This window comes from Pseudoruminococcus massiliensis (assembly GCF_900291955.1).
In the GTDB taxonomy this organism is placed as follows: domain Bacteria; phylum Bacillota; class Clostridia; order Oscillospirales; family Acutalibacteraceae; genus Pseudoruminococcus; species Pseudoruminococcus massiliensis.
In genome coordinates this window covers 82411-108487 of sequence record NZ_OLMR01000006.1, presented here as the reverse complement: position 1 = coordinate 108487, position 26077 = coordinate 82411, and the positions used below count along the sequence as shown (strand labels likewise).

Below are 26077 nucleotides of genomic sequence, written 5' to 3'. Positions count from 1 at the left end.
ATTAGCTAATGCACTTTCCTAAAGAAAATTAAAAGTTTTGCTCAAGCTTTTTCAAAAGCTTGCGGTTTCCAAAGGCAGAGCCTTTGGTGGGTTTTAAGGGCGAAGCTCTTAACATTCTTTGCTCTTTGAGCGGCGGATTTTATCCGCCGCTTTTTTCTTTTGTCAGCAATATTAGTCAAAAATGGGCGAACTTTGTTCGCCCATTAGAGGGCAAGAGATGTTAAGGGCGTTGCCCTTAAAACCCATGAGGGACTCCGTCCCTCAACCCTGCGAGCCTTTAAAAAGGCTCGAGCGAAACTTTTAATTTTTTTAGGAAAATTGGTTAGCTAAGAAGTTCTATTTTTGTTTTCGAAGTCATATATTTTCTTAAAAGGACAAGCAATTGAAAGGAATGAGAATTATGAGTGAACGCTTTAATGAAGCTTCTCGTGCTTTGAGTGATAGGCTATATAAAGCGGTTTACAAGCTTCCAAACGAGCTTAAAGCTAAAGTTCAGGAAATTCGTGTTCGAGCGGAAAAACCACTTGCATTATCTGTTGGCAATGATACTTTATTTGTAGATAATAAATTTACTTTATCTGAAAACTACAAAAATTCTCTTGTGGCAAGTATGGAGGATATTGTTACTACATTTCAGAATATTTGTTGCTATTCTGTTTATAGCCATCAAAATGAGATTAAAAACGGCTTTGTAACAATGGGCAGTGGTCATCGTGTAGGAATCTGTGGAACAGCAGTTTCTATTCATGGAGAGATAAATTCCGTTCGGGATATTTCCTCATTGAATATAAGAATTGCAAGAGAAATTCCCAATGCTTCTGAAGAACTTTTGCGAAGGGTTGGAAAGCTTGACGGGGGGTTATTGATAGTAGGTATGCCGTGTTCAGGAAAGACAACTATTTTGCGTGACCTTGCAAGAAGAATTTCACTCGGGATAGATTGTCGGATTATGCGTACAAGCGTTGTTGATGAAAGAAGTGAACTTTCTGGTACATATGCAGGAATTTCAAAAAATGATTTGGGACTTGCAGATATTCTTAATGGTTATTCAAAAGCTGATGGAATTATGCAAGCTTTGAGAACTCTTTCACCAGAAGCAATTATATGTGATGAGATTGGAGCATCAAGTGATATGCAAGCAATTGAGCAGGGTATAAATGCTGGTGTGAGTATAATTGCTACTATACACGCAGAAAATTATCACGAATTGCTTTCAAGAAATCAAGGCAAGGCTCTTATCGGAACAGGTGCTTTTAAAACGATTGTTATACTTGATTCAAGAGAAAATGTTGGTAAGATTAAGGAACTTATCAGATTGCGAGGTGCAAAATGATTTTAAAGCTGATAGGACTTTTTCTTATATCTGTTACTGGAGGTCTTGCTGGCATAAATGCGTCATTAAGGCTTAAATCACGAACAGAATTTCTTGAAAAATATATCTCTCTTTTGAGTGAAACAAAAACAAGAATAAGACTTTCAGCCTGTGATATTCGTGAACTTTTTAAGAATGATTCAGGCTATGAACCGCTTGATTTTATGACAGCAGAATTTACCCGCAATATTAAGAATAAATCTAATGCGAAAATTTCTTGGGAGCGGGCAGTTAATTCTGCGTTTAGAAAGTATAGACTTTCTAAAGCAGATAAGGAGCTTATATCCGATTTTGGAACAGATTTTGGAAAGAGAGATATTGATGGTGAGATTAGCCACATAGATTTGAACATTGCTTTGATTGAAGATAGACTCGAAAAAGCTCGCACAGAGCTTACACAAAAAGGAAAGCTATATAGAACGCTTGGAATTTTCGGTGGAATAACAGTTTCTCTTATCATTCTTTAAAAATAAAAAGGAGGATAAAAATGAATGTTGATTTTATCTTTAAAATAGCTGCAATAGGAATAATCGTAGCTGTGTTGAGCCTCGTTCTGAGCCGCTCAGGAAGGGAAGAGCAAGCTATGATGACAACGCTTGCAGGCTTGATAGTGGTTTTGCTAATGCTTGTTAAAGAGATTGCAACACTCTTTACTGAAATAGAAACGCTTTTCGGGTTTTAGTTATGGATATAGTAAGTATTTGCTTTATAGGAATTTTTGCTTCAATTTCTGCACTTTCCATAAAGAAACATACTCCCGAAATTTCGACTATTCTTGCGATTGGTGCAGGAGTTCTTATATTTACAGCTATTATTTCAAAGGTTCTGCCTGTTATAGAGGAATTGCAAATTCTTATAAATTCTGCGGGGGCTGTTTCTGAATATGGAAGTATATTGCTTAAAACTGTTGGAATATGCTTTCTATGTCAGTTCGCTGGGGATTGTTGCAGAGATTCTGGACAAAGTTCGCTTGCTTCAAGAGTTGAGCTGGCAGGCAGAGCCGCAATTTTAATAATAGCAATGCCGATGTTTGAAAAGCTTATAAGTGTAGCAGTGGGTTTGATAAATCAGGGGTAATGAAAAATCAATTAAAAAATTTGCTGTGGTAGATGAAGTATTTATCAAGTGGGTAAGCAAAGATGTAGGGGCGAACTGTGTTCGCCCGAATAATAGTCTTAAATTGTATGAATATAAATCGATTCTGTGAATTGGTTATAGTTTATTATTTTAAGGAAAGTTTTAATATGATGTTTAAAAGAATTTTTTTCTTTATTTTCTTATTATTAATAGTGTTTTCTTTTAGTGTAAATGCTACTGAGGAGGAGCTTTATTCCGAACAATATAACTCAAGCGGTGCAGCAGAATTATTTGGTCAGCTTCCTGAAGAAACACAGAAGGCTCTCGAAAATGCAGGAATTACATCTTCTGAAACAAGCATATTATCCTCGGTGAGTATTTCAGATGTTTTTGGTGAAATAACAAATATTGCTCTAAATGAAGCAACTTCACCTTTTGGTGCTATACCAGTATGTATTGGAATAATCATTCTTTGTTCACTTGTTGAAAGCTTTAAGGTTTCGCTTGTAAGCAGTATGGGTGGTGTCGGTTCTACTGTTGGAACACTTTGTGTTGTTGCTTGTATTGTAGTTCCACTTTGTGGAGTGATACAGGAAACCTGTGAAATAATAAAGGGTGCTTGTGGTTTTATGACGCTCTATATTCCCATTATGGGAGGACTGATGCTTTCAGCAGGTGAAGCTATTTCAGGTACATCTTATTGTACTGCTATGATGACAGCGGCACAGACGATTTCAGCACTTTCGGCAAATTTATTTCTCCCTTTACTTAACATATTTCTGGGTGTTTCGGTTATGTCGTCAATTTCTCCAAGAATGAGATTATCTTCACTTTGTGATATGCTTTATAAGATTTGCAAATGGACAATGACCTTTTGTATGTCGGTTTTCGTTAGCGTTCTTACCTTTCAGAGTGTAATAACTACAAGGGCAGATGGAGCGGGCGGAAGAGCATTAAAATTTGCAGTAAGCTCATTTGTGCCGGTTGTCGGAGGAGCTTTGGGTGAATCACTTGCATCTGTTCGTGGAGGTTTAAAACTGCTTAAATCTGGTTCTGGTGTATTTATGATTTTCGGGATAGCCTTTATGTTTCTGCCTGTACTTATCAGATGTTTACTTTGGATATTCTCGCTTAATATATCCGCATCAATAGGGGATATTCTCGGCACCGACAGCGTTTGCAAACTACTGCGTTCAGTGTCAAAGGTTGTTTCAACAATTACGGCGGTTTTGCTTTGCGTTATGACAGTATTTATTCTTTCGACAGTACTTATTCTGATTATAGGGGGTGCAGGTTCGTGACAGCTATTTCATCTTGGGCAGTAGTGATTTGTATAGCAGCAGTTATATGTGGAGTTCTGGAGCTTCTGGCACCGTCCTCAAGAATGAACGGAATACTTAGATTTGTTTTTGGTGGATTTATGCTTTGTGCAGTAATAGTTCCGCTTTCTGAAATTGACCTCGACTTTAGTGCAGTTCCACCGATAGAGGATATTAGTTCATCTAATATTGAGGTTGCCAACGAACAATCTGTTGAATATGTTAAAAAAAGTATGGCGGAGCTTGTTAAGAATAAGCTGTCTGAGATTTCTGTTGAAGCAGAAGAAATTCTTATTGATATGGATATTGATGAGGACAACTGCATAAATATGATAAAGGTAAGACTTAAAATCTCAGCAAAAGACTTAGAACTTTCTGAAAAAATAAGAAGTAAAATTGCTGATGAATTAGGCCTTGAATGTCTTATCAATGAGTAACATAATTCGGCACTAAATTTCATAAGCAAAATGTTATTATGTTAAAAAGCAAAAAAGGAATGAGATTTATGGAAAACGAAGATATAAAAGAGGAAACAAAAGAAGAAAAAAAATTGACCGCAAAATCAATTTTTTCGGGTAATAATCTTAAAAATCTGATAATCTTCGCTGGCATACTTGGAATAGCTCTGATATTTCTTTCAAGCTTTATGGGTAAAAAAACAGAAGAAACAGATACTCCTGTTTCTGAAACGAAGATTACGGCTGATGATTATGCAAAAAAGCTTGAGGAAGATTTGTCAAAGATTATCTCAAATATCAATGGTGCAGGAAAGACAAATATTCTTATTACAATAGATAGAGAAATTGAAAGTGTTTATCAGACTGATATAGACACAAATAATAAATCTGATGGCGAAAATTCTCAATATAGCAATAAATCTTCAACTGTAGTAATCAGGGGGAAGAACAGCACCGAAGAACCGATTAAGGTTACAGAGATTATGCCAAAGATTAAAGGTGTTCTTGTGGTTTGTGAGGGAGCGGATTCTGCTATTGTGAAACAAAATATTATAGATAGTGTGCGAACGGTCTTAGGTGTGGCGTCATCAAGAGTTTCAGTTCAGAAATCGGCGAGCCGATAAATTACCCAACTTTTCTAAAACACTTACAAGATGCGTAATCGTTTGGCAAGCCTCACTCGATATTCTAAATTAACTTATATTGCCACGGTCGAGGAAACTACCGAATAGTTTACCAACTTTCCAAAGACACTTAAAAGTTTCGCTCGAGCCTTTTTAAAGGCTCGCAGGGTTGAGGGACGGAGTCCCTCATGGGTTTTAAGGGCAAAGCCCTTAACATCTCTTACTCTTGAGGGCGGACTTTGTCCGCCCCCTTGTTGATTAATATCTTTCTTAGCAATCTTGTATCCTGACAGTGGAGGCAATCCGCCACCGCTGCTTAAATATATTTACATAATGGAGGTTATAAAATGAAATTAGGTAAAAGACAGTTTATTATTGCGGCATTGGTTGTGGCACTTGGTGCAGCGGTTTATCTTAACTGGCAGTTCTCGGCAAATGATTCACTTTTAGCTAACGCTGATGAAAGCTCTAAAACATCATCATCTAAGGAAATCGGCGAGGCTAAGTATGTGAATACTTCGGCTTCTAAGAAATCTGAAAGCAGTAAATCAGAAACTACAAGTAATGAATCGGTCAAAGAAACTAATGCTAAGGCAGATGAAAAGAGTGAATATTTTGCACAAGCTGAGCTTAAACGCAAGCAGGCACAAGATGAAGAACTCGAACTTCTGAATAATATTATTGAAGATAATGATAAGAATGAAGCCGCAAAAACCGAGGCAGTAAAGCAAGTTGCTGAAATCACCAAAAGGATAGAACAGCAAAGCAATATAGAAAGTCTTATTAAAGCTAAGGGTTTTGATGAGTGTATAGCATTTATTTCTAATGGTGAGTGTAATATTGTTGTTTCTGCTGGAAGTGTTACAAATGCAGGAGCAATTACAATTAAGGATATTGTTCATAAACAAAGCGGTATAGAATATGACAAGATTACCATAACCGAACAGATTTCAGATAATCAACAAACTTCAAGTGAAAAATCAGAATAAAGTACAAATAAAATTTCATAGGCTATATTATTAAAAGTGGACTGCTATATTCAGCAGCCCACTTTTATGTTTTATACCCAAAAGAAAATGGCATTTATTGACATACAGAGTAATATGCCTAATATTGTAGGTAGGATAAATGAAAGAAGTGTCCATTTAAGGCTTTTGGTTTCTTTATAGATTGTAAGGCAAGTAGTTGAGCATGGAAAGTGCATTAGTGAGAAAATCATAGTGCATAATGCTGTTACCCAAGTCCAACCATTTTCTACGAACAGATTATAAAGCGAGGAAAGACTATCATATTCAACAAGCGTTCCAGAGGCAGTGTAAATCATAATGATTATAGGTACAACGATTTCATTCGCTGGAAATCCTAAAATAAACGCAAGCAAAATTACGCCGTCAAGTCCCATAAGTGAACCAAGAGGTTGAAGAAAATTTGAGATTATAACACATAGAGATTCGCCATTTATCATAATGTTCGACATTAACCATATTACGATTCCTGCGGGAGCGGCTACACACATTGCTCTTAAAAGTACAAAAATGGTTCTGTCGAGCAAAGAACGCACTATTGTTTTACAAATTTGAGGTCTGCGGTATGGCGGAAGTTCAAGCGTGAATGATGAAGGCAAGCCTTTTAGAAGTGTTGCCGAGAGAAGCTTTGAGACTAAGAGTGTGACTACCACTCCAAAAACTATTACCGTCAATAATAAGCCCGCCGAAACAAGCGAACGAAATGGTAATGAAATTCCTGTGGCGAAAAACATAGTTATTATTGCAATTAAAGTTGGAAATCTTCCGTTACAGGGAACAAAATTATTTGTTACGGTAGCTATAATTCGTTCCCTTGGAGATTCGATAATTCGACAACCAGTGACACCACAAGCATTACACCCAAATCCCATTAACATTGTGAGAGACTGTTTTCCGCTTGTGCCTGATTTAGCGAAAAATCTATCCATATTAAATGCCACTCTCGGTAAATATCCGAAATCCTCTAAAAGCGTAAATAGTGGAAAAAAGATTGCCATAGGAGGAAGCATAACTGCAACTACCCACGAAAGAGTTTTAAACATTCCGTCTATCAATAAGCCCTTTAGAAATGGTGGGGAATGTAATAAATCAAAAAGCCCATAAAGCCATTCCTGAACCTTAGAAAATGCCATTGAGAGAAGCTCGGAGGGATAGTTTGCACCAGAAATTGTTATATAGAAAATAACTCCAAATAGCAAAAGCATTATTGGAATACCAGTTAGCTTTGATGTCAGAATCTTATCAAGCTTTCTGTCACGCCGACTGTAACATTTATCACAAAGGCAGGTACAATGTGCATAAATTTCTCTTGCTTTTGCAACTATTCCCTCGACTATAATATCTCTTATATCATCTTGTTTCATACCGATGTTTTCAAGTTCGTTGTGTATTTCTGTGAAAGCTTTATTTATAGTTTTGTGTTCTATAAGACTAAAATTAAAGTATTCTTTTATGGAATTATCAAGCTTTTTATCGCAATCAATTAGCCTTAAAGCAAGAAACCTCTTTGAAAGATAGCTGAAGGTTTTATCATCAAAAAGCTTTGAATCTTCAATAATATTTTCAAGTTTAGTTATTGCTTTTTCGAGATTACTGTTATACTTTATTTTTGTGCCAAAGACTTTTCTTTTTCCGGTAGCTACATCGAAAACAGCATCTTTTAATTCATCAAGACCTTCTCCGGAACGAGCCGCAGTTCCTACAACGGGAACGCCAAGATATAGAGAAAGCTCATCAAGGTCAATTTGAATCCCCTTTTTTGTTGCTTCATCGAGTAGATTTACACATATGACAGCTTTTTTATTTACTTCTAAAATTTGTAGAGCAAGATTTAAATTTCGCTCAAGGCAGGTTGCGTCAAGAACTACAATTATACAATCAGGCTGACCAAAGCAGATAAATTCCCTTGCGGCTTCCTCGTCTGGAGATGACGCCATAAGCGAATATGTTCCTGGAATATCTACAAGCGTGAAATCAATGTTTTTATGAGTGAAGGTTCCGCTTGCATTAGCGACAGTTTTTCCTGCCCAGTTTCCTGTATGTTGTCGCATACCAGTAAGTGCATTAAAAACGGTGCTTTTTCCTACATTTGGATTTCCTGCAAGAGCGATTGTCAGATTAGAGTTTTTAAGTTTTTCAGTATCACTTTTCATCTATGTACCTCCTGAGTGAAGATAGTAGGATATTTGCAATAAGGATTTAGAAAGGTGAGCATTATAGAGTAATTCTGGCGGTATGTGAAATCTAAATGATACACATACCGCTTTAATTACTGCTGCTTATTTATTAAAATATATCTCGCATCTTCGGGGCGAATGGCTATTACAGCACCACTTATGAAATAGGCGGTAAGTCCTCCAACAGGACTTTTCATAAGACTTTCTACATATGTTCCTTTGACAAGTCCAAGGTCTAACATTCTTCTGCGAAGTTCGCCTTTGGAAAGTAGCTTTGAAACAAAACCAGAATCGCCAACCGAAAGAGAATCAAGCGAGATTGTTTTGATATTCATCATAACCAAACCTTTCTGCCGTAAAATCTTTCAGCTTTTCACTATCTATCTTATGCTGTTATATTTCATAAGGGTACTTAGATAGTATTTTATGACAAAAAACAAAGGCTTCATTCAAATACATTTTAAGAATTTGAATGAAACCTTATGCTTTAAATTATTATTTTATACCTATGTAAATATGAATTTCGGCATTATTCATATCGCTATTTTGATATTCTTCAAAATCGCATACGAAAGTTCTTGGAAGATTCATTTGCCATAATTCTTTCCAAAAATCTGAAACTGCTGTTATACCGTTACCTTTCACTATAAATTTTGCATATTTTCCAGCAGGAATTTTTATAATGCTTAAATCATTGTTATTTCCATCAGAAAAATTCACCTCACAGGCTACTGCAGTAGAATAATCTCCTTTTTCGTTATTTTCGTAATCGTAATACATTCCAAGTGCTTTTTCATTAGCTTTATTTTTTATGCCAAAGAAAATACCTTCCTCGAAAAAGCGTTTCCAAAGATTGCCGATGACCTTGCACATATCGGGTGAGAAATTATTAGTTCTTGCAGAGATTCCGACTGCTGTTTTTTCGGGCAAATTGACGATTTCATATTCCATAGTAATTATCTCCTTTAAATTTTTTAGATATATCTTTTGTCGACAAGATAAGAATATCATAGTAACCACGACAACAGTGTGTCATATTTTATAGCATATCAAAAAAATTAAGTTGTTCATTTTCGCTTTGTTTAAATTCTGATAAATATGAGAAAATTTCATCAATATTATACATAATTCCAAGTTTTCGACAGAAGGATATAAGAATTTGCATAAGTTCCTTATTTTTAGAACTTGTTACTTCATACCTGTTTCCATATTTTTGTATGTATTTTTCTTTAAGATTTGGAAAATGTTCATCAAGCTTTTTGTAAAAATATTCACGATTGCCAGTTCTGAGAGTAAGTCCCATTCCAAAACACATAATTCCACGAACTTTTGCTTTTTCACAATAGCTTAATATTCCACGAATATTTTCTTCTGTATCGTTTATAAATGGGAGTATAGGGTCAAGCCAAACAATGGTTGGGATACAGTTATCACGCATAATTTCAAGCACCTTAAACCGCTCATAACTTGTACTGACATTTGGTTCAAGAATTTTACAAAGTTTTTCATTATATGTAGTTAAAGTTATTTGGACAACAACTTTTGTTTTTTGATTTATCCTTTTTAGTAAATCCAAATCTCTTAAAATAAGGTTTGATTTTGTATGGATAGATACTCCGAAACCATATTTATCAATAATTTCAAGACATTTTCTCATATTACAAAGATTTTTTTCGAGTGGAATATATGGGTCACTCATAGCGCCTGTTCCAATCATACATGGTTTGCGTTTTCGTTTTAAAGCGTTTTCTAAAAGTTGAGCAGCATTAGCTTTTACCTCTATATCTTCAAAGCTATGCGACATCTGATAACATTTGCTTCTCGAATCGCAGTATATACAGCCATGTGAACAGCCACGATATATATTTATTCCATTTTGTGCGGATAAAATTCCTTTTGCGTTTACTATGTGCATATTTTTCAACCCTTTTAAGTGTAAATATTGCTTATATTTTTTAGATATTCTGCAAATTCCGAACGCAGAAATTCAGGCTTTAAAAGCTCAACGAATTCTCCGAATGTCAATAGCCAAGAAAATAAGTTGTATTTATCGGTAGATTCGTGAACGAAATATAATTTTCCGTTTTCAAGCTGTGTGAAGCTGTCAATTCCATATTCATCAATTATACGCCATTTTACAGACGAATCAAAAATAGCTTCTATTGTAAATTCTGTCGGAAATATATTTTCTGATGAAAAGTCGGGTGGAGATTTTATATGTTTTTTAGTGATAATTTTGCCTGTTTTAAGTTCGGTAATTCGATTTAATTTAAAAAGGCGAAAATCATTTCGTTTCAGACAATATCCCCATACATACCAAGATGACCATTTAAATATCAGTGAGAGCGGTTCGATTTCTCGAAGGCTTTCCTCATTTGGTGAGAAGTATCGAAACGAGATTGTTTCTGAATTGCTTATTGAGGCTTGAATAAGCTCTATTTTTGGAGCAAGGGAGGATTTTTGCCAAGAGGATAGGTCTATTATAATATGCTCATTAGAGGGAAGAATATCTGGATTTTTATTATTTCCTGCAGAAAGCTTTTCGATTAAAAGTTTATATTTATTTGTGTTGCTTACGCTGTCAAGACCTTTGAGAGCGGAAAGTATAGAGTCCATATCATCATTTGTAAGAAGTGTTTTATCAATCTGATAGCCCTCCATTATTGATATTCCGCCATTTTTTCCTTGAATTGTTACTATTGGGATTCCAGCCTTGCACATATCTTCTATATCACGATTTATTGTTCTGCGTGAAACTTCAAATTTTTCTGCAAGATAAGGTGCAGTTACTTTTTCTTTTTGCATAAGAATGGTAAGTATTCCGATTAGCCGGTCAATTTTCATATAAAATCACATCCTTATAAAATATATTATACTTATTCAAACACGACAATAGCTTGTCCTGTTTATGATGATTTAAGAAATAATTTTTAGTAGGATTTTTAGAGCAAGTTTCATAATTTTTGCTTTAATAGTAGCATAATAACACAAGGTAAGCAATGTCTAAATATCTGAATAAAAGATGATTTATATAGTATAATCAGTAAAAATTTAGCCTAAAATATTGACATTATATCAAATTTGGGGTTTAATAGTATCTGTATAAGTGTTGCTACGCTTTTTAAAAGTAAATGTGTGGTGACATAAATTGTAGTCAGGAAATTGGCAAATGTTTTGTTCTTGACTAAAGAAAGGATATGAACTTAAAATGGTATATGTATTTTTAGCGGATGGCTTTGAAGAAATTGAAGCACTTACACCTGTCGATATTTTAAGAAGAGGCGGTGTAGATGTTGTTACTGTAGGCGTTACAGGAAGAGAGGCTACGAGTTCACATAATATCGTTGTTACAGCTGATATTATGGAAGAAGAAATTGACGATTTTGATGGTGTCGAAGCAATCGTGCTTCCAGGTGGTATGCCAGGCACTACTAATCTTGAGGCTTCTGAGGTTGTTAAGGAAGCCATAGAATATTGCAGTAAGAATGATATTCTTATCGGTGCTATTTGTGCCGCACCGTCAATTCTTGGACATATGGGACTTCTTAAAGGCAAGCACGCAACAGCTTTTCCGTCTTTTCAAAAAGAACTTGATGGTGCTATATGCAATAATGGTTTTGTTGAGAAAGATGGCAAGATTATTACTGCAAGAGGTATGGGAGTTTCTGTTGAATTCGGACTTGAACTTCTTAAAGAGCTTAAAGGCAACGATGTGGCTAACAGTGTAAGGAATGCAATACAATGCCGATAGATGATATTCGAGAGTATAAATCTGAGTTGCGAAAGAAAATACGCAGACAAAGAGAAGAAATGCCACCTAAGCAAAAGGCTTTGCTTGATAAGCTGGTTCTCAAAAATATATTAAAGCTCAGACAATATAAAGCTAATGATACAATCTTAACATATGTTTCTACAAAGATAGAAGTAGATACATTTGGTCTTATTCGTCAGGCTTTGAAAGATGGTAAGAGAGTTGCTGTTCCAAGATGTATAGATAATAGCCGAGAAATGGATTTCTATTATATTACTTCACTCAACCAGCTTGAGCCAAGAACCTTTGGAGTGCTTGAACCGATTAAGGAACAGTGCGAAATTCTGAAGGATTACTCAAAGGGCTTGTGTATTATTCCAGGCTTGGTGTTCGATTTTGACGGCTATCGTTTAGGTTATGGAAAAGGCTATTATGATAGATTTTTGAGCCGTTTTGGTGGAGATACAGCAGGGGTTTGTTACAGCTCTTGTGTTCAGTGGAAGCTTGTGCATGGCTTTTATGATAGGAGAGCAGACTTGCTTGTTACCGAAAAATACATAAGACAGACTAACCAAAGAACTACGGAGGTATAGATATGAGCGACGATATGAATGAAAAGCGTCAGGAAAAAATAGAGGGCTTTAAGCTTCATATCAATGAAGAAAGCTTTCCTACTGATGATACTCAGGCTCAGACAGATGAAAATAATATAACCTATGAGAGTTTTGGTGAAGCTGTTTCAAGGCGTAATAAGATAGAAAACTTTAAGGTCCATATTGATGATATAGACAGCTTTGCAGAAGAAGTACCTCAAGAAGATGAAAGAACAGATTATGGTATATCGCAAAGACCTATTTATAGCAATTTTGATGAGGATATAAATTCATCAAGTATTTTGCAAAATATAGACCAAAGTATGATTATTGCTGATGATGACCTTGATAATGCAAGTGACAGCATACAGAGTTATAGTGCAAATGTTATTACTAAAAAAATGACTCCGGCTGAAAAAAAGGAGCTTAAAAAAGCTAAAGATGCGGATAAAAAGCGTTTGAAAGCAAAATCACGCAAAAATAAGCGTTTCTTTAGAGTTGTATGGGTTATAATGGCGGCACTTATTTCTATTCTTGTTGGCGGATATATGGTTGTTGGTGTAAATGATATGCTTGCTGTCGGAAGGTCTGATGAAGAGGTTACAATAGATATTCCAAGTAACGCTTCATTTGACTACATTTCAGATATTCTCTATAAGAATAATATTATCAATAATAAGAGTTTCTTTAATCTTTATGCGACTATGACGAAATCTAAATCAGGCTTTATTAAAGGAACTTATGATATAAAGAAAAATCTTGATTATCAGGCAATTATTTCATATCTTCAAACAGATACTAACAGAACAGATATAGTTTCTGTACAGTTTACAGAAGGTATGAATGTAAGAGAATTTTCTGAAGTACTTGAAAAGAATGGAGTATGCTCATCAGCGGAGTTCCTTAATGCTTGCAATAGTGATAATTACGATGAAGAATTTACATTCTTAAAAGAAATTACTAATAAATCTGAAAGATATTATAAGCTTGAAGGCTATCTTTTCCCTGATACTTATTATTTCTATAAAGATGAAAAAGTTGAGAATGTAATGAGAAAGCTTCTCAATAACTATGAACTCAAAGTTTATCATACAAAATCTCGTGTAGATGGTTTTGATAAGCGTGTTACAATAGAACAGCGAGCTAAGGCTGCCGGAATGACTGTTGATGAAATTATAACACTTGCGTCTATTATTCAGGCGGAAGCTGCCGATGTTGATGATATGTATCTCGTTTCAAGTGTTTTACATAATCGTCTTAACACTGCCGAATCAGATGGTGTAAGCCCATTTGGCGATGTTGGTATGACAAGGCTTCAGGTTGACTCTACAGTTTATTATCCATATAAGAGTAAAACTCAGATTCCTATTGCCGAGAAAAACAGCTTTAAGAGCCGTTATGATACATACGATATAGAAGGTCTGCCGGCTGGTGCTATATGTAACCCTGGTAAAGATGCTATTGATGCGGCACTTTCTCCTGATGATACAAATTACTACTTCTTCTGCCATAAGGCTGCTACAACTGATTCACCTGCTCAGTCCTATTATGCTTCAACAGGCATCGAACACGAATCAAATCTTGTTAAGGCGGGCTTAACTACAACACATAACCAATAAAATAAAAACGCCGACTGACTAAGCAGTTTGTCGGCGTTTTTAAAATAAGAAAAAATTCGGAGCTGATAAAATGAAAAATACAGAGCTACTTTCACCTGCTGGTGATTTTGAATGTTTTCAGAGTGCGTTGAAATTCGGTGCAGACGCAATTTATCTTGCGGGTGAGGAATACGGTATGCGAACCTCATCAGCAAATTTTGACCACGATACTCTAAAAAAAGCAGTATCACTTGCACACGAAAAGGGTGTTGCTGTATATGTTACTTGCAATACAACTCCACGAAGCAAGGAAATGGAAACACTTCCAAGCTTTCTTGAAAGTGCCGCTGATTGTGGAGTTGATGCTTTTATAGTTGCAGATTTGGGAGTATTTTCTTTGGCAAAAAAATATGCACCGAATGTTGAAATTCATATGTCTACACAGACAGGAATAGTCAACTACTACACAGCAAATGTTTTACACGATATGGGTGCAAAGAGAGTTGTTCTTGCGAGAGAATTATCACTTGATGAAATTGCTGATATAAGGGCAAAAACTCCAAAGGAGCTTGAGCTTGAAGCCTTTGTGCATGGCTCGATGTGCGTTTCTTTTTCGGGAAGATGTCTTATTTCAAGCTATATGACAGGTCGTGACGCAAATAGGGGAGATTGTGCTCAGCCTTGCCGTTGGAAATATCACCTCTATGAGCAGAATCGTGAGGGACAATATTTCCCTATTGAGGAAAATGAGAACGGAACATATCTCTATAATTCTCGTGACCTTTGTATGATTGAGCATATTCCTGAGCTTGTTAAGGCGGGAGTTTATAGCTTGAAGATTGAGGGCAGAGCGAAATCAGCTTATTATGTTTCGGTTACGACTAATGCTTATCGTCACGCAATAGATGATTATTATGCAGAGGGTGAAAATTATACTCTCAAGCCTTGGATTCGTGATGAGCTTGATAAGGTAAGCCACAGAGAATATAATACGGGCTTTTTCTTTGGCGGAGAGCCTGGACAAGTTACATCTAATGGCGGATATATCAGAAATTATGAGGTTATCGCCGTATGTGAGGATTATGCAGACGGCAAGGCAAGCCTTACACAAAGAAATAAATTCTATGCAGGCGATGAACTTGATGTACTTCCGCCATCAGGAGTGCCTTTCTATGCAAAAGCTGAAAAGCTCTTTGATGAGTGGGGAAATGAAATTGAATCAGCACCACACGCAATGCAAAAGCTAACAATGATAACAAATGTTGAAATTCCAAAAGGCTCTGTACTTAGAAAGAAACGAGCATAAATTTCTTCTTGACACTTAGCGAAAAGAGAATATAATATATAATGGAATTTTAAGATGAAAAATCATCTATAATCTCATAGTTGAAAAATAATTTTGATATAAGGTGAGAAAAATGGAATGGACAGGACTTAATGAATTAAGAGAAAAATATTTGTCTTTCTTTGAATCAAAGGGACATCTTCGCTTGCCGAGCTTCCCATTGGTTCCTAAGGACGATAAGAGCCTTTTGCTGATTAACTCAGGTATGGCCCCTATGAAAAAGTACTTTACGGGCGAGGTTACTCCTCCAAGAAAGCGTGTAACTACTTGCCAAAAATGTATTCGTACGCCTGATATTGAGCGTGTCGGCATTACTGCAAGACACGGCACATATTTTGAAATGCTTGGTAACTTCTCATTCGGAGATTATTTCAAGCACGAGGCAACAGCTTGGAGCTGGGAATTCTGCACAAAGGTTCTTGAATTGCCAGAAGATAAAATCTGGGTTTCTATCTATGAAAAAGATGACGAGGCTTTCGATATTTGGACAAAAGAAGTTGGCGTATCTCCTAAGAGAATAGTTCGTCTTGGCAAAGAGGATAACTTCTGGGAGCATGGTTCAGGTCCTTGTGGTCCTTGCTCAGAACTTTATTTCGATAGAGGCGAAAAGTACGGTTGTGGAAAGCCTACCTGTGGAGTTGGCTGTGACTGTGACAGATATGTTGAATTTTGGAACAATGTTTTCACACAGTTCAACAATGACGGCAATGGCAACTATACACCACTTGAGCATCCAAACATTGATACAGGTATGGGACTTGAAAGACTTGCTTGCATTATGCAAGGTGTTGATAATTTGTTCCTTGTTGATACAGTTCAGAATATTATGAAACACGCTTCCGAAATATCGGGAGTAAAATATGGCGAAAGTGAAAAGACAGATGTTTCACTTCGTGTTGTAACTGACCATATCAGAAGTGTTACATTTATGATTGGTGACGGTGTTATGCCTTCAAATGAGGGCAGAGGCTATGTTCTCAGAAGACTTCTCAGAAGAGCAGCAAGACACGGAAGAATACTTGGTATAACAGAGCCTTTCCTCTATAAGATTGTTGATACTGTTATTAAGGAAAATCCTGCATATCCTGAGCTTGAGGAAAAGCGTGAGATTATCACTAAGGTTGTTAAGATTGAGGAAGAAAACTTCTCTAAGACTCTTTCTCTTGGCTTTGAGCTTCTCAATAAGGTTATTGATGATTCAGATTTCCAGACAATTTCAGGTGATGACGCATTTAAGCTTAACGATACCTTTGGCTTGCCACTCGATTTGATTAAGGAAATTGCAAAAGAGCGTAATTTTAAGGTTGATGAGGAAGGCTTCCGTCAGCTTCTTGCAGAGCAGAAAAAGCGTGCAAAGGAAGCAAGAAGTAAGGCTGATTCAGAAGCTTGGCTTAGTGATAACGCAGACCTGAGCGATATTGCAAAGACAGAGTTCCTCGGTTATACTCAGCTTTCTAATGACGCTAAGGTTCTTGCAATCATCAAGAATGGCGAAAGAGTAAAATTTGCTGGTGCTGACGATAAGGTTGTAATCGTTCTTGATAAGACCTCTTTCTATGCAGAGAGTGGCGGTCAGACAGGCGATATAGGCATTATTAAAACTGCTAATGGCGAAATCGAAGTTGAAGATACAGTTAAAAACAACAACGGAATATTTATGCACTATTGTGTAGTTAAAAGCGGGGTTATTTCTGAAGGCGACACAGTTACTGCTGAGGTTGATAAGGAAACAAGAAAATCCACTATGAGAAATCATACTGCTGCTCATATTCTCCAAGCAAGCCTTAGAAAGCTTCTCGGCAACCATGTTGAGCAAGCTGGTCAGCTTGTTTCTGCTGATAGAATGCGTTTCGACTTTACTCACTTCTCAGCTCTTACTGATGAGGAGCTTTATCAGATTGAAAATATGGTAAATGATGTAATTTTTGACGCTATTGATGTTGATTGCAGAGAGATGCCTATTGAAGAGGCTAAAAAGCTCGGTGCTATGGCATTGTTCGGTGAGAAATATGGCGATGTAGTTCGTGTTGTTTCTATTGGAGATTATTCAAGAGAATTTTGCGGTGGTACTCATGTTGATAACACTTCAAAAATTGGTATGTTCAAGATTATAAGCGAAAGCTCTGTTGCGGCTGGTGTAAGAAGAATAGAAGCTGTTACAGGTCGTGGCGTTCTTAATGCACTTAATCATGTTTCAGATATGGTTAAGCAGGGTGCAGCTATCCTCAAGGTTAATAACATAAATGACTTTGTTGATGTTTGTGAGCATATCGCAAATGATATTAAGGAGAAAGAACATTCTATTAATAAGCTCAATAACTCTATTGCAGCATTTAAGCTTGATTCACTCTTTGCAAATTCTGAACTCAAGAAAGATGTAAGAATTATTTCAGCAGCATTTACATCTACAAATTCAGAAATGCTCAAGAATATGTGCGACAGAGTTCTTAGTTCAGCAGATAAGTGCGTTGCAGTTCTTTTCGGTATTGACGGCGAAAAGGCAACTATCGCTGTTGCTTGCGGTAAGGAAGCTGTTAAGAAGGGTGCTCACGCTGGAAAGATAGTCAAAGAAGTAGCTGCTATTGTAGGCGGAAAAGGCGGTGGCAAGCCAGAAAGAGCTATGGCTGGTGTAAAGGATTTGACTAAGATTGATGAAGCACTTATGCAGGTTGAAAATATAATTTTGCCAATGATAAAGGAATAAAATCTACAATTAGTTTATAAAATTTCACAAAGACACTCAAAAGTTTTGCTCAAGCTTTTTCAAAAGCTTGCAGGGTCGAGGGACAGCGTCCCTCGTGGGTTTTAAGGGCGAAGCCCTTAACATTCTTTGCTCTTTGAGCGGCGGATTTTATCCGCCGCTTTTTCTTTTGTTAGCAACATTAGTCAAAAAGGGCGGACAAAGTCCGCCCTTATATGGCAAGAAAAGTTAAGGGCGTTGCCCTTAAAACCTATGAGGGACTCCGTCCCTCAACCCTGCGAGCCTTTAAAAAGGCTCGAGCGAAACTTTTAATTTTCTTAGGAAAGTTTATTAACTAAGCGGTAGCTCATTGGTAATTTCCTTATTCGCGGCAATATAAGTTAATTTAGAATGTCGAGTGAGGCTTGCCGAACGATTCCGCGTCTTGGGAGCGGCGGCTCGCCGCCTCGAGCGAAACTTTTAATTTTCTTAGGAAAGTTTATTAACTAAGCGGTAGCTCATTGGTAATTTCCTTAAAAGTTTGTAGCTTAGCATTTTCCTTAGTTATTTTATGCGTAGTCGGAAAAGCTATTCTTAAAGGGAGGTGAAGCGATTGAAAAATTTTTTTAAAATGCTTTCTTATATCTGCTCAATTATTTCAATGATAATTTTTTATGTTGTAGGTTATGAATCTGTTTCAGCACAATCTTCGTTTACTGTTTCAGGAGATAAAAGCCAGATAAGCTTACCTTATCCGCTTTGTGTTTCAACTGATGTGGATAGCTTTATTTCGGCAAGCACAAAAAATGATTGCACAAAAGTTGGAAGTGGAGAACTTAAACTATTTAACAGTATCCCCATAAAAAAGGTTGATATTAAAATAAGTGACGAAAAAACTGTTATTCCTTGCGGAACACCTTTTGGAGTAAAATTATATACTCGTGGAGTTGTAGTCATAAATATGGAGGATATTGTCGTAAATGGCAAGTATCTTAATCCAGCAAAGGACGCTGGGCTGCAAGTGGGGGATATTATTTTATCCGCAGATGGAACAGAAACTGACACTAATGAACAGCTTTCTGAAATAGTTTCAAAATCAAAGGGTAAACCTATAAAGCTGAAAGTTCGCAGGGATAATGTTATTTTTACAACTAAACTTTTGCCTGCTTTATGTGGGACGGCTCAATATAAAATAGGGGTATGGGTGCGTGACAGCTCTGCTGGTATAGGAACAATGACTTTTTATGATAATGATATAGGCTGTTTTGCAGGGCTTGGACATGGAATATGCGATAGCGAGGCAGGAACTATTTTGCCTTTATTAAGCGGTGATATTGTTACAGCGGAGATTAACGGCCTTACAAAAAGTACCACTGGTTCGGCTGGTTCTTTAAGAGGATATTTCGCTGATGATAATGCTATCGGAACAATTCTTACAAATTCAGAGAGAGGAGTTTTTGGTAAGGCAGAAAAAGCACCAATAGATAATTTAGAAATCCCTATTGCTTGGAAACAAAATGTTCATACAGGCGAGGCAAAGGTGCTTTCTACAATAGATGGCAGTGAACCGAAATATTATAATATCTGGATTGAGAATGTCAGCAGAAATGATAATCAAGAAACGAAAAATATGGTAATTCATGTTACAGATGGGGAACTTCTTGATACCGCAGGGGGAATTGTTCAGGGTATGAGTGGCAGTCCGATTATTCAAGATGGTAAACTTATAGGTGCTGTTACTCATGTTTTTGTCAATGACCCAACGAGAGGCTATGCGATTTTTGCGGAAAATATGTATGAAAGTGTCAATGAAATTGCACAAAACAGTATAGAAAATATTGCCTGATTTTATGCAAGCAACCATATTTCCATTTTCTTCCAATTTTTTTGGCGATAGACTATTGCTATTTTTTCCAATTTATGGTAATATTCAATCATCAAATAAATCAAACGGGGGAACGGTCATGGAAAATACAATTAAAATGCTTATTGCGGAGGATTCCGCAGAATTTGCTGATGTAGGAACAACAGTTTATGCAGAATTTGGTGTATCACCAAGCTTTTGCGAGAAAGACGGAACAGCTCTTCTTGAGGAAATTCGTAAACAATCTCCTGATGTTGTCGTTATGGATATGTTTATGAAAAATATTGACGCTGTCGGAGTTATTAAGAATGCAAGAAGAAACTCAAATGGTAAGGAAATTATCTATATTACACTTTCAAATTTCGACAGTTCTATGCTTGAAAGAGAAGCACTCGGAGCGGGAGCAGCTTATTATGTAATCAAGCCTTTCAAAACAGCAGATTTACTTGAGAGAATAAGTGACTTTATTCGAGGAAATTCTTCAAGGACAAGCGGTGCTATAAAAAGCTCTGATAGCGAATTGCAGATTCAAGTTACAGAGATTTTGCACCAAATAGGAGTTCCTGCACATATTAAGGGCTATCAGTATCTCAGAGATTCGATTATTATGTCAATAGAACACCCTGAGATAATCAACGCAGTAACAAAGCAGCTCTATCCAAGTGTTGCAAAGAAGTATGAAACAACTTCGTCAAGAGTAGAAAGAGCAATACGCCATGCAATAGAGGTTGCGTGGGATAGGGGCGATGTAGATGTCTTAAATTCTTATTTCGGATATACAATCCACAATGGCAGAGGAAAGCCAACAAACAGCGAATTTGTGGCAATGATTTCTGACAGACTTAGACTGCATATGAAGCAAGTACCAAATCGTGGTGATGTCGCCTGAATTTCTGATGCTTGTATGAAATAAGTTATTGATAAGACTAGCCAACAATGACAGGATTTTAATATATAATAAAGCTCATTGATGTTTTAAACTCTTTAAAAATTCACACAATATAATTTGTTTACAAGATTTTTGATATATACAGTTCAACATTATAATTCCTCTCAAAATAAGCACAGTTCGTTTTTGAGCTGTGCTTATTTGTCGCTTTCTGCATTATTTGACAAAATGAATAATTGGTATTATTATATAAATAACAGGCAGCACCATAGTTCTATATGGTATTGCCTGTTTAAATCTACATAAAAAATCCGGCAATTACGCCATAGGAGGTTTTTATAATGCAAAAAGAAGGACAAATTAAAGTAAGCTCGGAAAATATTTTTCCGATAATTAAAAAATGGCTTTATTCTGATAAGGATATTTTCCTTAGAGAAATTGTTGCAAACGCTTGTGATGCTATTAAGAAATATCAAAGTCTTTGCAGTATTGGTGAGGCTGAAAATGACGGTATTAAGCCAAGAATTGAGATTATTGCCGATAAGAACGCAAAAACTCTTACTGTTACAGATAACGGTATCGGTATGACTGCTGATGAAGTTGAGAAGTATATTACTCAGATTGCTTTCTCTGGTGCAGAAGAATTTATCGAGAAATATAAGGATAAATCTGAGGATAATGCAGGTATTATTGGTCACTTCGGACTCGGTTTCTACTCGTCTTATATGGTTTCTGAAAGCGTTGAGATTGAAACACTTTCATATCAGCCAAATTCACAGCCTGTACATTGGGTAAGTGATGGAAGCACAACCTATGAAATTACAGATGGTACTCGCACACAGCATGGTACATCTATCATTATGCACATTACTGAAGATGAAGAAGAATTTCTTGACAAGGATAAGCTTCGTGATTTACTCCTCAAATACTGCCACTTTATGCCTTATGAGATTTATCTCAATCCTGCTGAAGAAGAGGCTGTTGTAACAAAAGATGCAGACGGAAACGAGATTAAGCACGACGCAAAGCCTGTTAATAATACAACTCCACTTTGGCTTAAAGCTCCAAGAGATTGCACAGATGAAGAATATAAGGAATTTTATGTAGAGGCTTTTCACGACTTTAATGAGCCACTTTTCTGGATTCACCTCAATGTTGACTATCCTTTCAATTTAAAGGGTATTCTTTATTTTCCTAAGCAGACAGACAAGCTTCAGGTTATGCCTGGTGAAATTAAGCTTTATTCAAATCAGGTTTATATTGCAGATAACATCAAAGAGGTTGTTCCTGAGTTCCTTATGCTCTTAAAGGGTGTAATTGATTGCCCTGATATTCCGCTTAATGTTTCAAGAAGTTTCTTACAGAATGACGGCGAGGTTGCTAAGATTTCAAAGCATATTACAAAGAAGGTTGCAGATAAGCTTTCTTCAATGTTTAAGAATGACAGAGAAACCTATGAGAAATATTGGGACGATATTGCTCCATTTATTAAATTTGGTTGCATTAAGGACGAGAAGTTCTATGACAGAGTCAAGGATATAATCCTCTTTAAGACTATCTCAGGCGAATATAAAACTTTTGCGGATTGTCCAAAGCAGGGCGACAAGATTTTCTATGTCACAGATGAAAGTGTTCAGGCACAGTATATTGATATGTTTAAGGCTAACGGACTTGACGCTGTTCTTCTTACACATACTATTGATACGCATTTCATAAGCTTCCTTGAATATAAAGAGAGTGGCACAAAGCTTGCAAGAATAGATTCAGAGCTTGGCGATGCACTTAAATCTGATGAGGTTACTGATGACGCAAGCAACGAAAAGCTAAAGGAAATCTTCAAGACTGCACTTGGTGATGATAAGCTTGAAATTCAGACAGAAGGTCTTAAGGCTAAGGAAACTCCTGCTATTCTTCTTCAAAATGAGTATATGAGAAGAATGAATGATATGAATACACTTTATGGTGGAATTTTCGGAGGCTCACCTGAGGCTAAGGAAACACTTGTTATCAATACAACAAATGATATTATCAAGACACTTCCAACACTCAGCGAAGAAAATCGCACACTTGTTTGTAAGCATATTCTTGACCTTGCAACTATCAGCCAAAGAAAGCTTACTGCTGACGAACTCAAAGACTTTGTAGCAAGAAGTGTTGAAATTCTTGGCATAATAAAATAATTATCTTGTTTTGTCAAGGTTGAATTAACTACAATGAGCTAATGAACCTCCCTAAGAAAATTAAAGTTTTGCTCAAGCTTTTTCAAAAGCTTGCAGGGTTGAGGGACGGAGTCCCTCATGGGTTTTAAGGGCAACGCCCTTAACGTGCTTTGCTCTTTGAGCGGCGGATTTTATCCGCCGCTTTTTCTTTTATAGTGTCGGACAAGGTTTGATACTTTATTAGTCAAGAGGTGCTAAAAGCTTCCCACCAATGGTTCTACCATAGATGACTGCCTTTAAAAAGACTTGACCTAAACTTTAAGTGTCTAAAATAAGTACATCAATTAATTGTAAGAAAATGAATATATTTAAGATTTTAAGTTCATAATAATCTTGGTGATTATTATGAAAGAACTTATAAAAGATGCAAAGATTTTTGCGATTGGTGGTTTATCTTATGGTGCAATAGAAATTATGTGGCGACATTATACACATTGGACAATGGTTATTACAGGCGGAGTATGCTTTTATACTTTATATAAATTGAGTAAAGGCAAAGAAAAAATGCCTATTTGGAAAAAGTGTTTACTTGGAAGTGCTGTTATAACAACTGCAGAATTTCTTACAGGAATAATAGTAAATATGATATTTGATATGAAAGTGTGGGATTATTCAGGTTTACCACTTAATCTATTTGGTCAGGTTTGTTTGTTTTATAGCTTTTTATGGGCTTTGCTTGCTATACCGATTGATGCTGTATGCAAAGCATTAAGAGAGCGTTTAGAAGCATAAGTTGAATAAATTACTATGAAAATTATATTAAAATCGCAATTAAAAGTCTGAAAACCCTTTTTAAGTTGGTTTTACAGACTTTTTCTTTTTTCTTAATAAATAAAAAGTCAACGCAAAAAATATATTGAAAGAATCTGCCAATAATGATATAATATATTATATTTGTTTAATATGACCTAATTTTGTGATTGAACTGTTGGGATTTTTCTCGGCAGTATTTATGAGTACGAAAGGAATTTTTATCTATGTTAAGAGAGAACTGTTACAGAACTTTATACTGTGGTGACCTGAGAGAAAGTCATATCGGACAAACTGTCCGTGTTGCTGGTTGGCTCGAAAATATTCGTGACCACGGTGGTGTTATGTTTCTTGATATCCGTGACCAGTATGGCGTTGTTCAGGTTGTTATTCACGATGAGAGTATGCTTAAGGGGCTTAATAAGGAATGCTCACTTACAGTAAGCGGTTCAGTTGTTAAGCGTGATGAGGAAACTTATAATCCAAAAATCGCAACAGGTACTGTTGAAATTGTTGCCGATACATTGACTGTTCTCGGCAAAGCTCCTGTTGCACTTCCTTTTGAAATTGCTACATCTAAGGAAACAAAGGAAGAAGTTCGTTTGAAGTATCGTTTCCTTGACCTCAGAAATAAGAAGGTTCACGATAATATCGTACTTCGTTCACAGGTTATTTCATTCCTTAGAAATAAAATGACAGAGCTTGGTTTCCTTGAGTTGCAGACACCTATTCTTTCTGCATCTTCACCAGAGGGTGCAAGAGATTATCTTATTCCAAGCCGTAAGCACAAGGGAATGTTTTATGCACTTCCACAAGCTCCTCAGATTTTCAAGCAGCTTTTGATGGTTTCTGGCTTCGATAAGTATTTTCAGGTTGCACCTTGCTTCAGAGATGAAGACGCAAGAGCAGACCGTTCACCAGGTGAATTCTATCAGCTCGATTTTGAAATGGCTTTTGCAGAGCAGGACGATGTTTTTGCAGTAGCAGAAGAAGTCCTTTATGAAACATTCTCTAAGTTTTCAGATAAAGAGGTTTCAAAGCCACCTTTCCGTAGAATTCCATATGCAGAGGCTATGATAACTTACGGTACAGATAAGCCTGACCTCAGAAACCCACTTCTCATTAAAGATATAAGTGATATGTTTGTTGAAACAGATTTTGCACCATTCAGAGGCAAAACTGTTCGCAGCATCAATGTTCCTAACGCAGCTTCACAGTCAAAGAGCTGGTTCAAGAAGATGGAAGAATTTGCACTTTCTATCGGTATGAAAGGACTTGGCTATGTTAAGGTTCGTGAAGATTTAACATTCGATGGTCCTATTGATAAGTTCCTCAAAGAGGGCGACAGAGAAAAGCTTATCGAAATCAACGACTCTAAGGCTGGAGATGTAATTTACTTTATCGCTGACAGCAAGGAGCTTGCACCAAAGCTTGCAGGACAAATCAGAACAGAGGTTGCAGAGCGTCTTTCACTTATCGACAAGAGCCGTTTTGACCTTTGCTTCATAACAGACTTCCCAATGTATGAGCATGACGAGGATACAGGAGCGGTTATCTTTACACATAACCCATTCTCAATGCCACAGGGCGGTATGGAGGCACTTCTTACAAAAGACCCTTGCGATGTTCTTGCATATCAGTATGATATAGTTTGCAACGGTATAGAGCTTTCATCTGGTGCTGTAAGAAACCACGACCTCGACATTATGGTTAAGGCATTTGAAATTGCAGGATATACAGAAGAAGACTTACAACAGAAATTCTCCTCACTTTACAGAGCATTCAAGTATGGTGCACCACCACACGCTGGTATGGCACCTGGAATCGACAGAATGCTTATGCTCCTTACTGACGAAGAAAACATTAGAGAGGTTATTGCGTTCCCTATGAACAGCAATGCACAAGATGTACTTCTTGGAGCACCAAACGAGGTTACAGAACAGCAACTCAGAGAAATTCATATTAAAATCAGATAATATTGGATATTTTCAGCTCAAAAGAAGGGAGAATGAAAATGGTTGACCGCGAGGAAATTTTGAAGATTGCTACACTAAGTAAGCTTTTTGTTTCTGAGGAAGAATTACCAAAACTTACAACCGATATGGAGCAGATGATAGCATTTGCAGATACTATCAATAATGCAGAGGACGCAAGTACGGATTTTGATAATATCAACAATCTTTGCAATGTGCTCAGAGAAGATGAGGTTGTTCCATCTCTCGATAGAGATAAAATTCTCGGAAACGCTAAGGATATTGATGATGGTCATTTCCTTGTTAAAAAGCGTGCATAAATTTTTAGGTGGTGAAGTAATTGAGTTCAAGAGGAAACATAAAA

24 protein-coding genes are annotated in these 26077 nt (G+C 36.6%); 19 read left to right on the top strand and 5 right to left on the bottom strand.

What is annotated here, in order from left to right; translation table 11 throughout:
* Window positions 1-400: 400 nt before the first annotated feature.
* The 8 genes from C9914_RS08670 to C9914_RS08630 all read left to right on the top strand — a co-directional run bounded on the left by C9914_RS08670 (window position 401) and on the right by C9914_RS08630 (window position 5838).
* A complete protein-coding gene (locus tag C9914_RS08670; RefSeq protein WP_106764801.1) occupies window positions 401-1333 on the top strand; it encodes a stage III sporulation protein AA in 933 nt (310 codons plus the stop codon).
* Window positions 1330-1839 carry a stage III sporulation protein AB gene (locus C9914_RS08665; protein ID WP_106764799.1) on the top strand — a complete coding sequence of 170 codons (510 nt, stop codon included), beginning with the start codon at window positions 1330-1332 and terminating at the stop codon, window positions 1837-1839. The genes C9914_RS08670 and C9914_RS08665 overlap by 4 nt, the downstream gene beginning before the upstream one ends.
* 20 nt (window positions 1840-1859) lie before the next feature.
* Entirely contained in the window at window positions 1860-2054 is a 195-nt protein-coding gene (gene spoIIIAC / locus C9914_RS08660; RefSeq protein ID WP_022263907.1) for a stage III sporulation protein AC, read from the top strand.
* 2 nt (window positions 2055-2056) lie between these two features.
* Window positions 2057-2449 carry a stage III sporulation AC/AD family protein gene (locus C9914_RS08655; protein WP_022263906.1) on the top strand — a complete coding sequence of 131 codons (393 nt, stop codon included), beginning with the start codon at window positions 2057-2059 and terminating at the stop codon, window positions 2447-2449.
* Between the two features lie 167 nt (window positions 2450-2616).
* Window positions 2617-3750, top strand: a complete 1134-nt coding sequence (locus C9914_RS08650) for a stage III sporulation protein AE (protein WP_158707382.1) — start codon at window positions 2617-2619, stop codon at window positions 3748-3750.
* Complete coding sequence (locus tag C9914_RS08645; protein ID WP_106764795.1) at window positions 3747-4205, top strand: hypothetical protein; 459 nt, start codon at window positions 3747-3749, stop codon at window positions 4203-4205. The genes C9914_RS08650 and C9914_RS08645 overlap by 4 nt, the downstream gene beginning before the upstream one ends.
* Before the next feature lie 68 nt (window positions 4206-4273).
* Complete coding sequence (locus C9914_RS08640) at window positions 4274-4849, top strand: stage III sporulation protein AG (protein ID WP_022263903.1); 576 nt, start codon at window positions 4274-4276, stop codon at window positions 4847-4849.
* Between the two features lie 347 nt (window positions 4850-5196).
* The gene (locus tag C9914_RS08630) at window positions 5197-5838 is read left to right on the top strand and encodes a SpoIIIAH-like family protein (RefSeq protein WP_022263902.1); all 642 of its coding nucleotides are present in this window, start codon (window positions 5197-5199) and stop codon (window positions 5836-5838) included.
* A 71-nt stretch (window positions 5839-5909) separates the two neighbouring features.
* On the opposite strand, the gene feoB is transcribed toward C9914_RS08630, so the two are convergent.
* The 5 genes from feoB to C9914_RS08605 form a co-directional block, all read right to left on the bottom strand.
* A complete protein-coding gene (feoB, locus tag C9914_RS08625) occupies window positions 5910-8027 on the bottom strand; it encodes a ferrous iron transport protein B (protein WP_106764791.1) in 2118 nt (705 codons plus the stop codon).
* A gap of 116 nt (window positions 8028-8143) precedes the next feature.
* Window positions 8144-8389, bottom strand: coding sequence for a FeoA family protein (locus C9914_RS08620; protein ID WP_306373307.1), 246 nt, complete (start codon window positions 8387-8389; stop codon window positions 8144-8146).
* 157 nt (window positions 8390-8546) lie between these two features.
* Complete coding sequence (locus C9914_RS08615) at window positions 8547-9002, bottom strand: GyrI-like domain-containing protein (protein WP_022263899.1); 456 nt, start codon at window positions 9000-9002, stop codon at window positions 8547-8549.
* 88 nt (window positions 9003-9090) lie between these two features.
* Entirely contained in the window at window positions 9091-9966 is an 876-nt protein-coding gene (locus tag C9914_RS08610; RefSeq protein ID WP_106764789.1) for an SPL family radical SAM protein, read from the bottom strand.
* 14 nt (window positions 9967-9980) lie between these two features.
* Window positions 9981-10895: a helix-turn-helix transcriptional regulator gene (locus C9914_RS08605; protein ID WP_106764787.1), complete on the bottom strand. Its 915-nt coding sequence runs from the start codon at window positions 10893-10895 to the stop codon at window positions 9981-9983.
* A gap of 364 nt (window positions 10896-11259) precedes the next feature.
* Here C9914_RS08605 and C9914_RS08600 point away from each other — a divergent pair, with 364 nt between their 5' ends.
* The 11 genes from C9914_RS08600 (at window position 11260) to gatC (ending at window position 26033) form a co-directional block, all read left to right on the top strand.
* The gene (locus C9914_RS08600) at window positions 11260-11802 is read left to right on the top strand and encodes a DJ-1 family glyoxalase III (protein ID WP_022263896.1); all 543 of its coding nucleotides are present in this window, start codon (window positions 11260-11262) and stop codon (window positions 11800-11802) included.
* Window positions 11793-12395 carry a 5-formyltetrahydrofolate cyclo-ligase gene (locus C9914_RS08595; RefSeq protein ID WP_022263895.1) on the top strand — a complete coding sequence of 201 codons (603 nt, stop codon included), beginning with the start codon at window positions 11793-11795 and terminating at the stop codon, window positions 12393-12395. The genes C9914_RS08600 and C9914_RS08595 overlap by 10 nt, the downstream gene beginning before the upstream one ends.
* Before the next feature lie 2 nt (window positions 12396-12397).
* Window positions 12398-14014 carry an endolytic transglycosylase MltG gene (gene mltG / locus C9914_RS08590; protein ID WP_106764785.1) on the top strand — a complete coding sequence of 539 codons (1617 nt, stop codon included), beginning with the start codon at window positions 12398-12400 and terminating at the stop codon, window positions 14012-14014.
* Window positions 14015-14084: 70 nt separating this feature from the next.
* On the top strand, window positions 14085-15299 hold the full coding sequence (locus C9914_RS08585; protein WP_106764783.1) for a peptidase U32 family protein: 1215 nt from the start codon (window positions 14085-14087) through the stop codon (window positions 15297-15299).
* Between the two features lie 112 nt (window positions 15300-15411).
* The gene (alaS, locus tag C9914_RS08580) at window positions 15412-18042 is read left to right on the top strand and encodes an alanine--tRNA ligase (RefSeq protein WP_106764781.1); all 2631 of its coding nucleotides are present in this window, start codon (window positions 15412-15414) and stop codon (window positions 18040-18042) included.
* A 589-nt stretch (window positions 18043-18631) separates the two neighbouring features.
* Entirely contained in the window at window positions 18632-19864 is a 1233-nt protein-coding gene (spoIVB, locus tag C9914_RS08575) for a SpoIVB peptidase (RefSeq protein WP_106764779.1), read from the top strand.
* A 118-nt stretch (window positions 19865-19982) separates the two neighbouring features.
* Complete coding sequence (spo0A, locus tag C9914_RS08570; RefSeq protein ID WP_106764777.1) at window positions 19983-20771, top strand: sporulation transcription factor Spo0A; 789 nt, start codon at window positions 19983-19985, stop codon at window positions 20769-20771.
* 341 nt (window positions 20772-21112) lie between these two features.
* Window positions 21113-22951, top strand: coding sequence for a molecular chaperone HtpG (htpG, locus tag C9914_RS08565; protein ID WP_408003194.1), 1839 nt, complete (start codon window positions 21113-21115; stop codon window positions 22949-22951).
* Window positions 22952-23335: 384 nt separating this feature from the next.
* Window positions 23336-23722, top strand: a complete 387-nt coding sequence (locus tag C9914_RS08560; protein WP_106764772.1) for a putative ABC transporter permease — start codon at window positions 23336-23338, stop codon at window positions 23720-23722.
* A gap of 245 nt (window positions 23723-23967) precedes the next feature.
* Entirely contained in the window at window positions 23968-25716 is a 1749-nt protein-coding gene (gene aspS / locus C9914_RS08555) for an aspartate--tRNA ligase (RefSeq protein WP_106764770.1), read from the top strand.
* Between the two features lie 32 nt (window positions 25717-25748).
* Entirely contained in the window at window positions 25749-26033 is a 285-nt protein-coding gene (gatC, locus tag C9914_RS08550; RefSeq protein ID WP_242972097.1) for an Asp-tRNA(Asn)/Glu-tRNA(Gln) amidotransferase subunit GatC, read from the top strand.
* The last annotated feature ends 44 nt before the right edge of the window (window positions 26034-26077 follow it).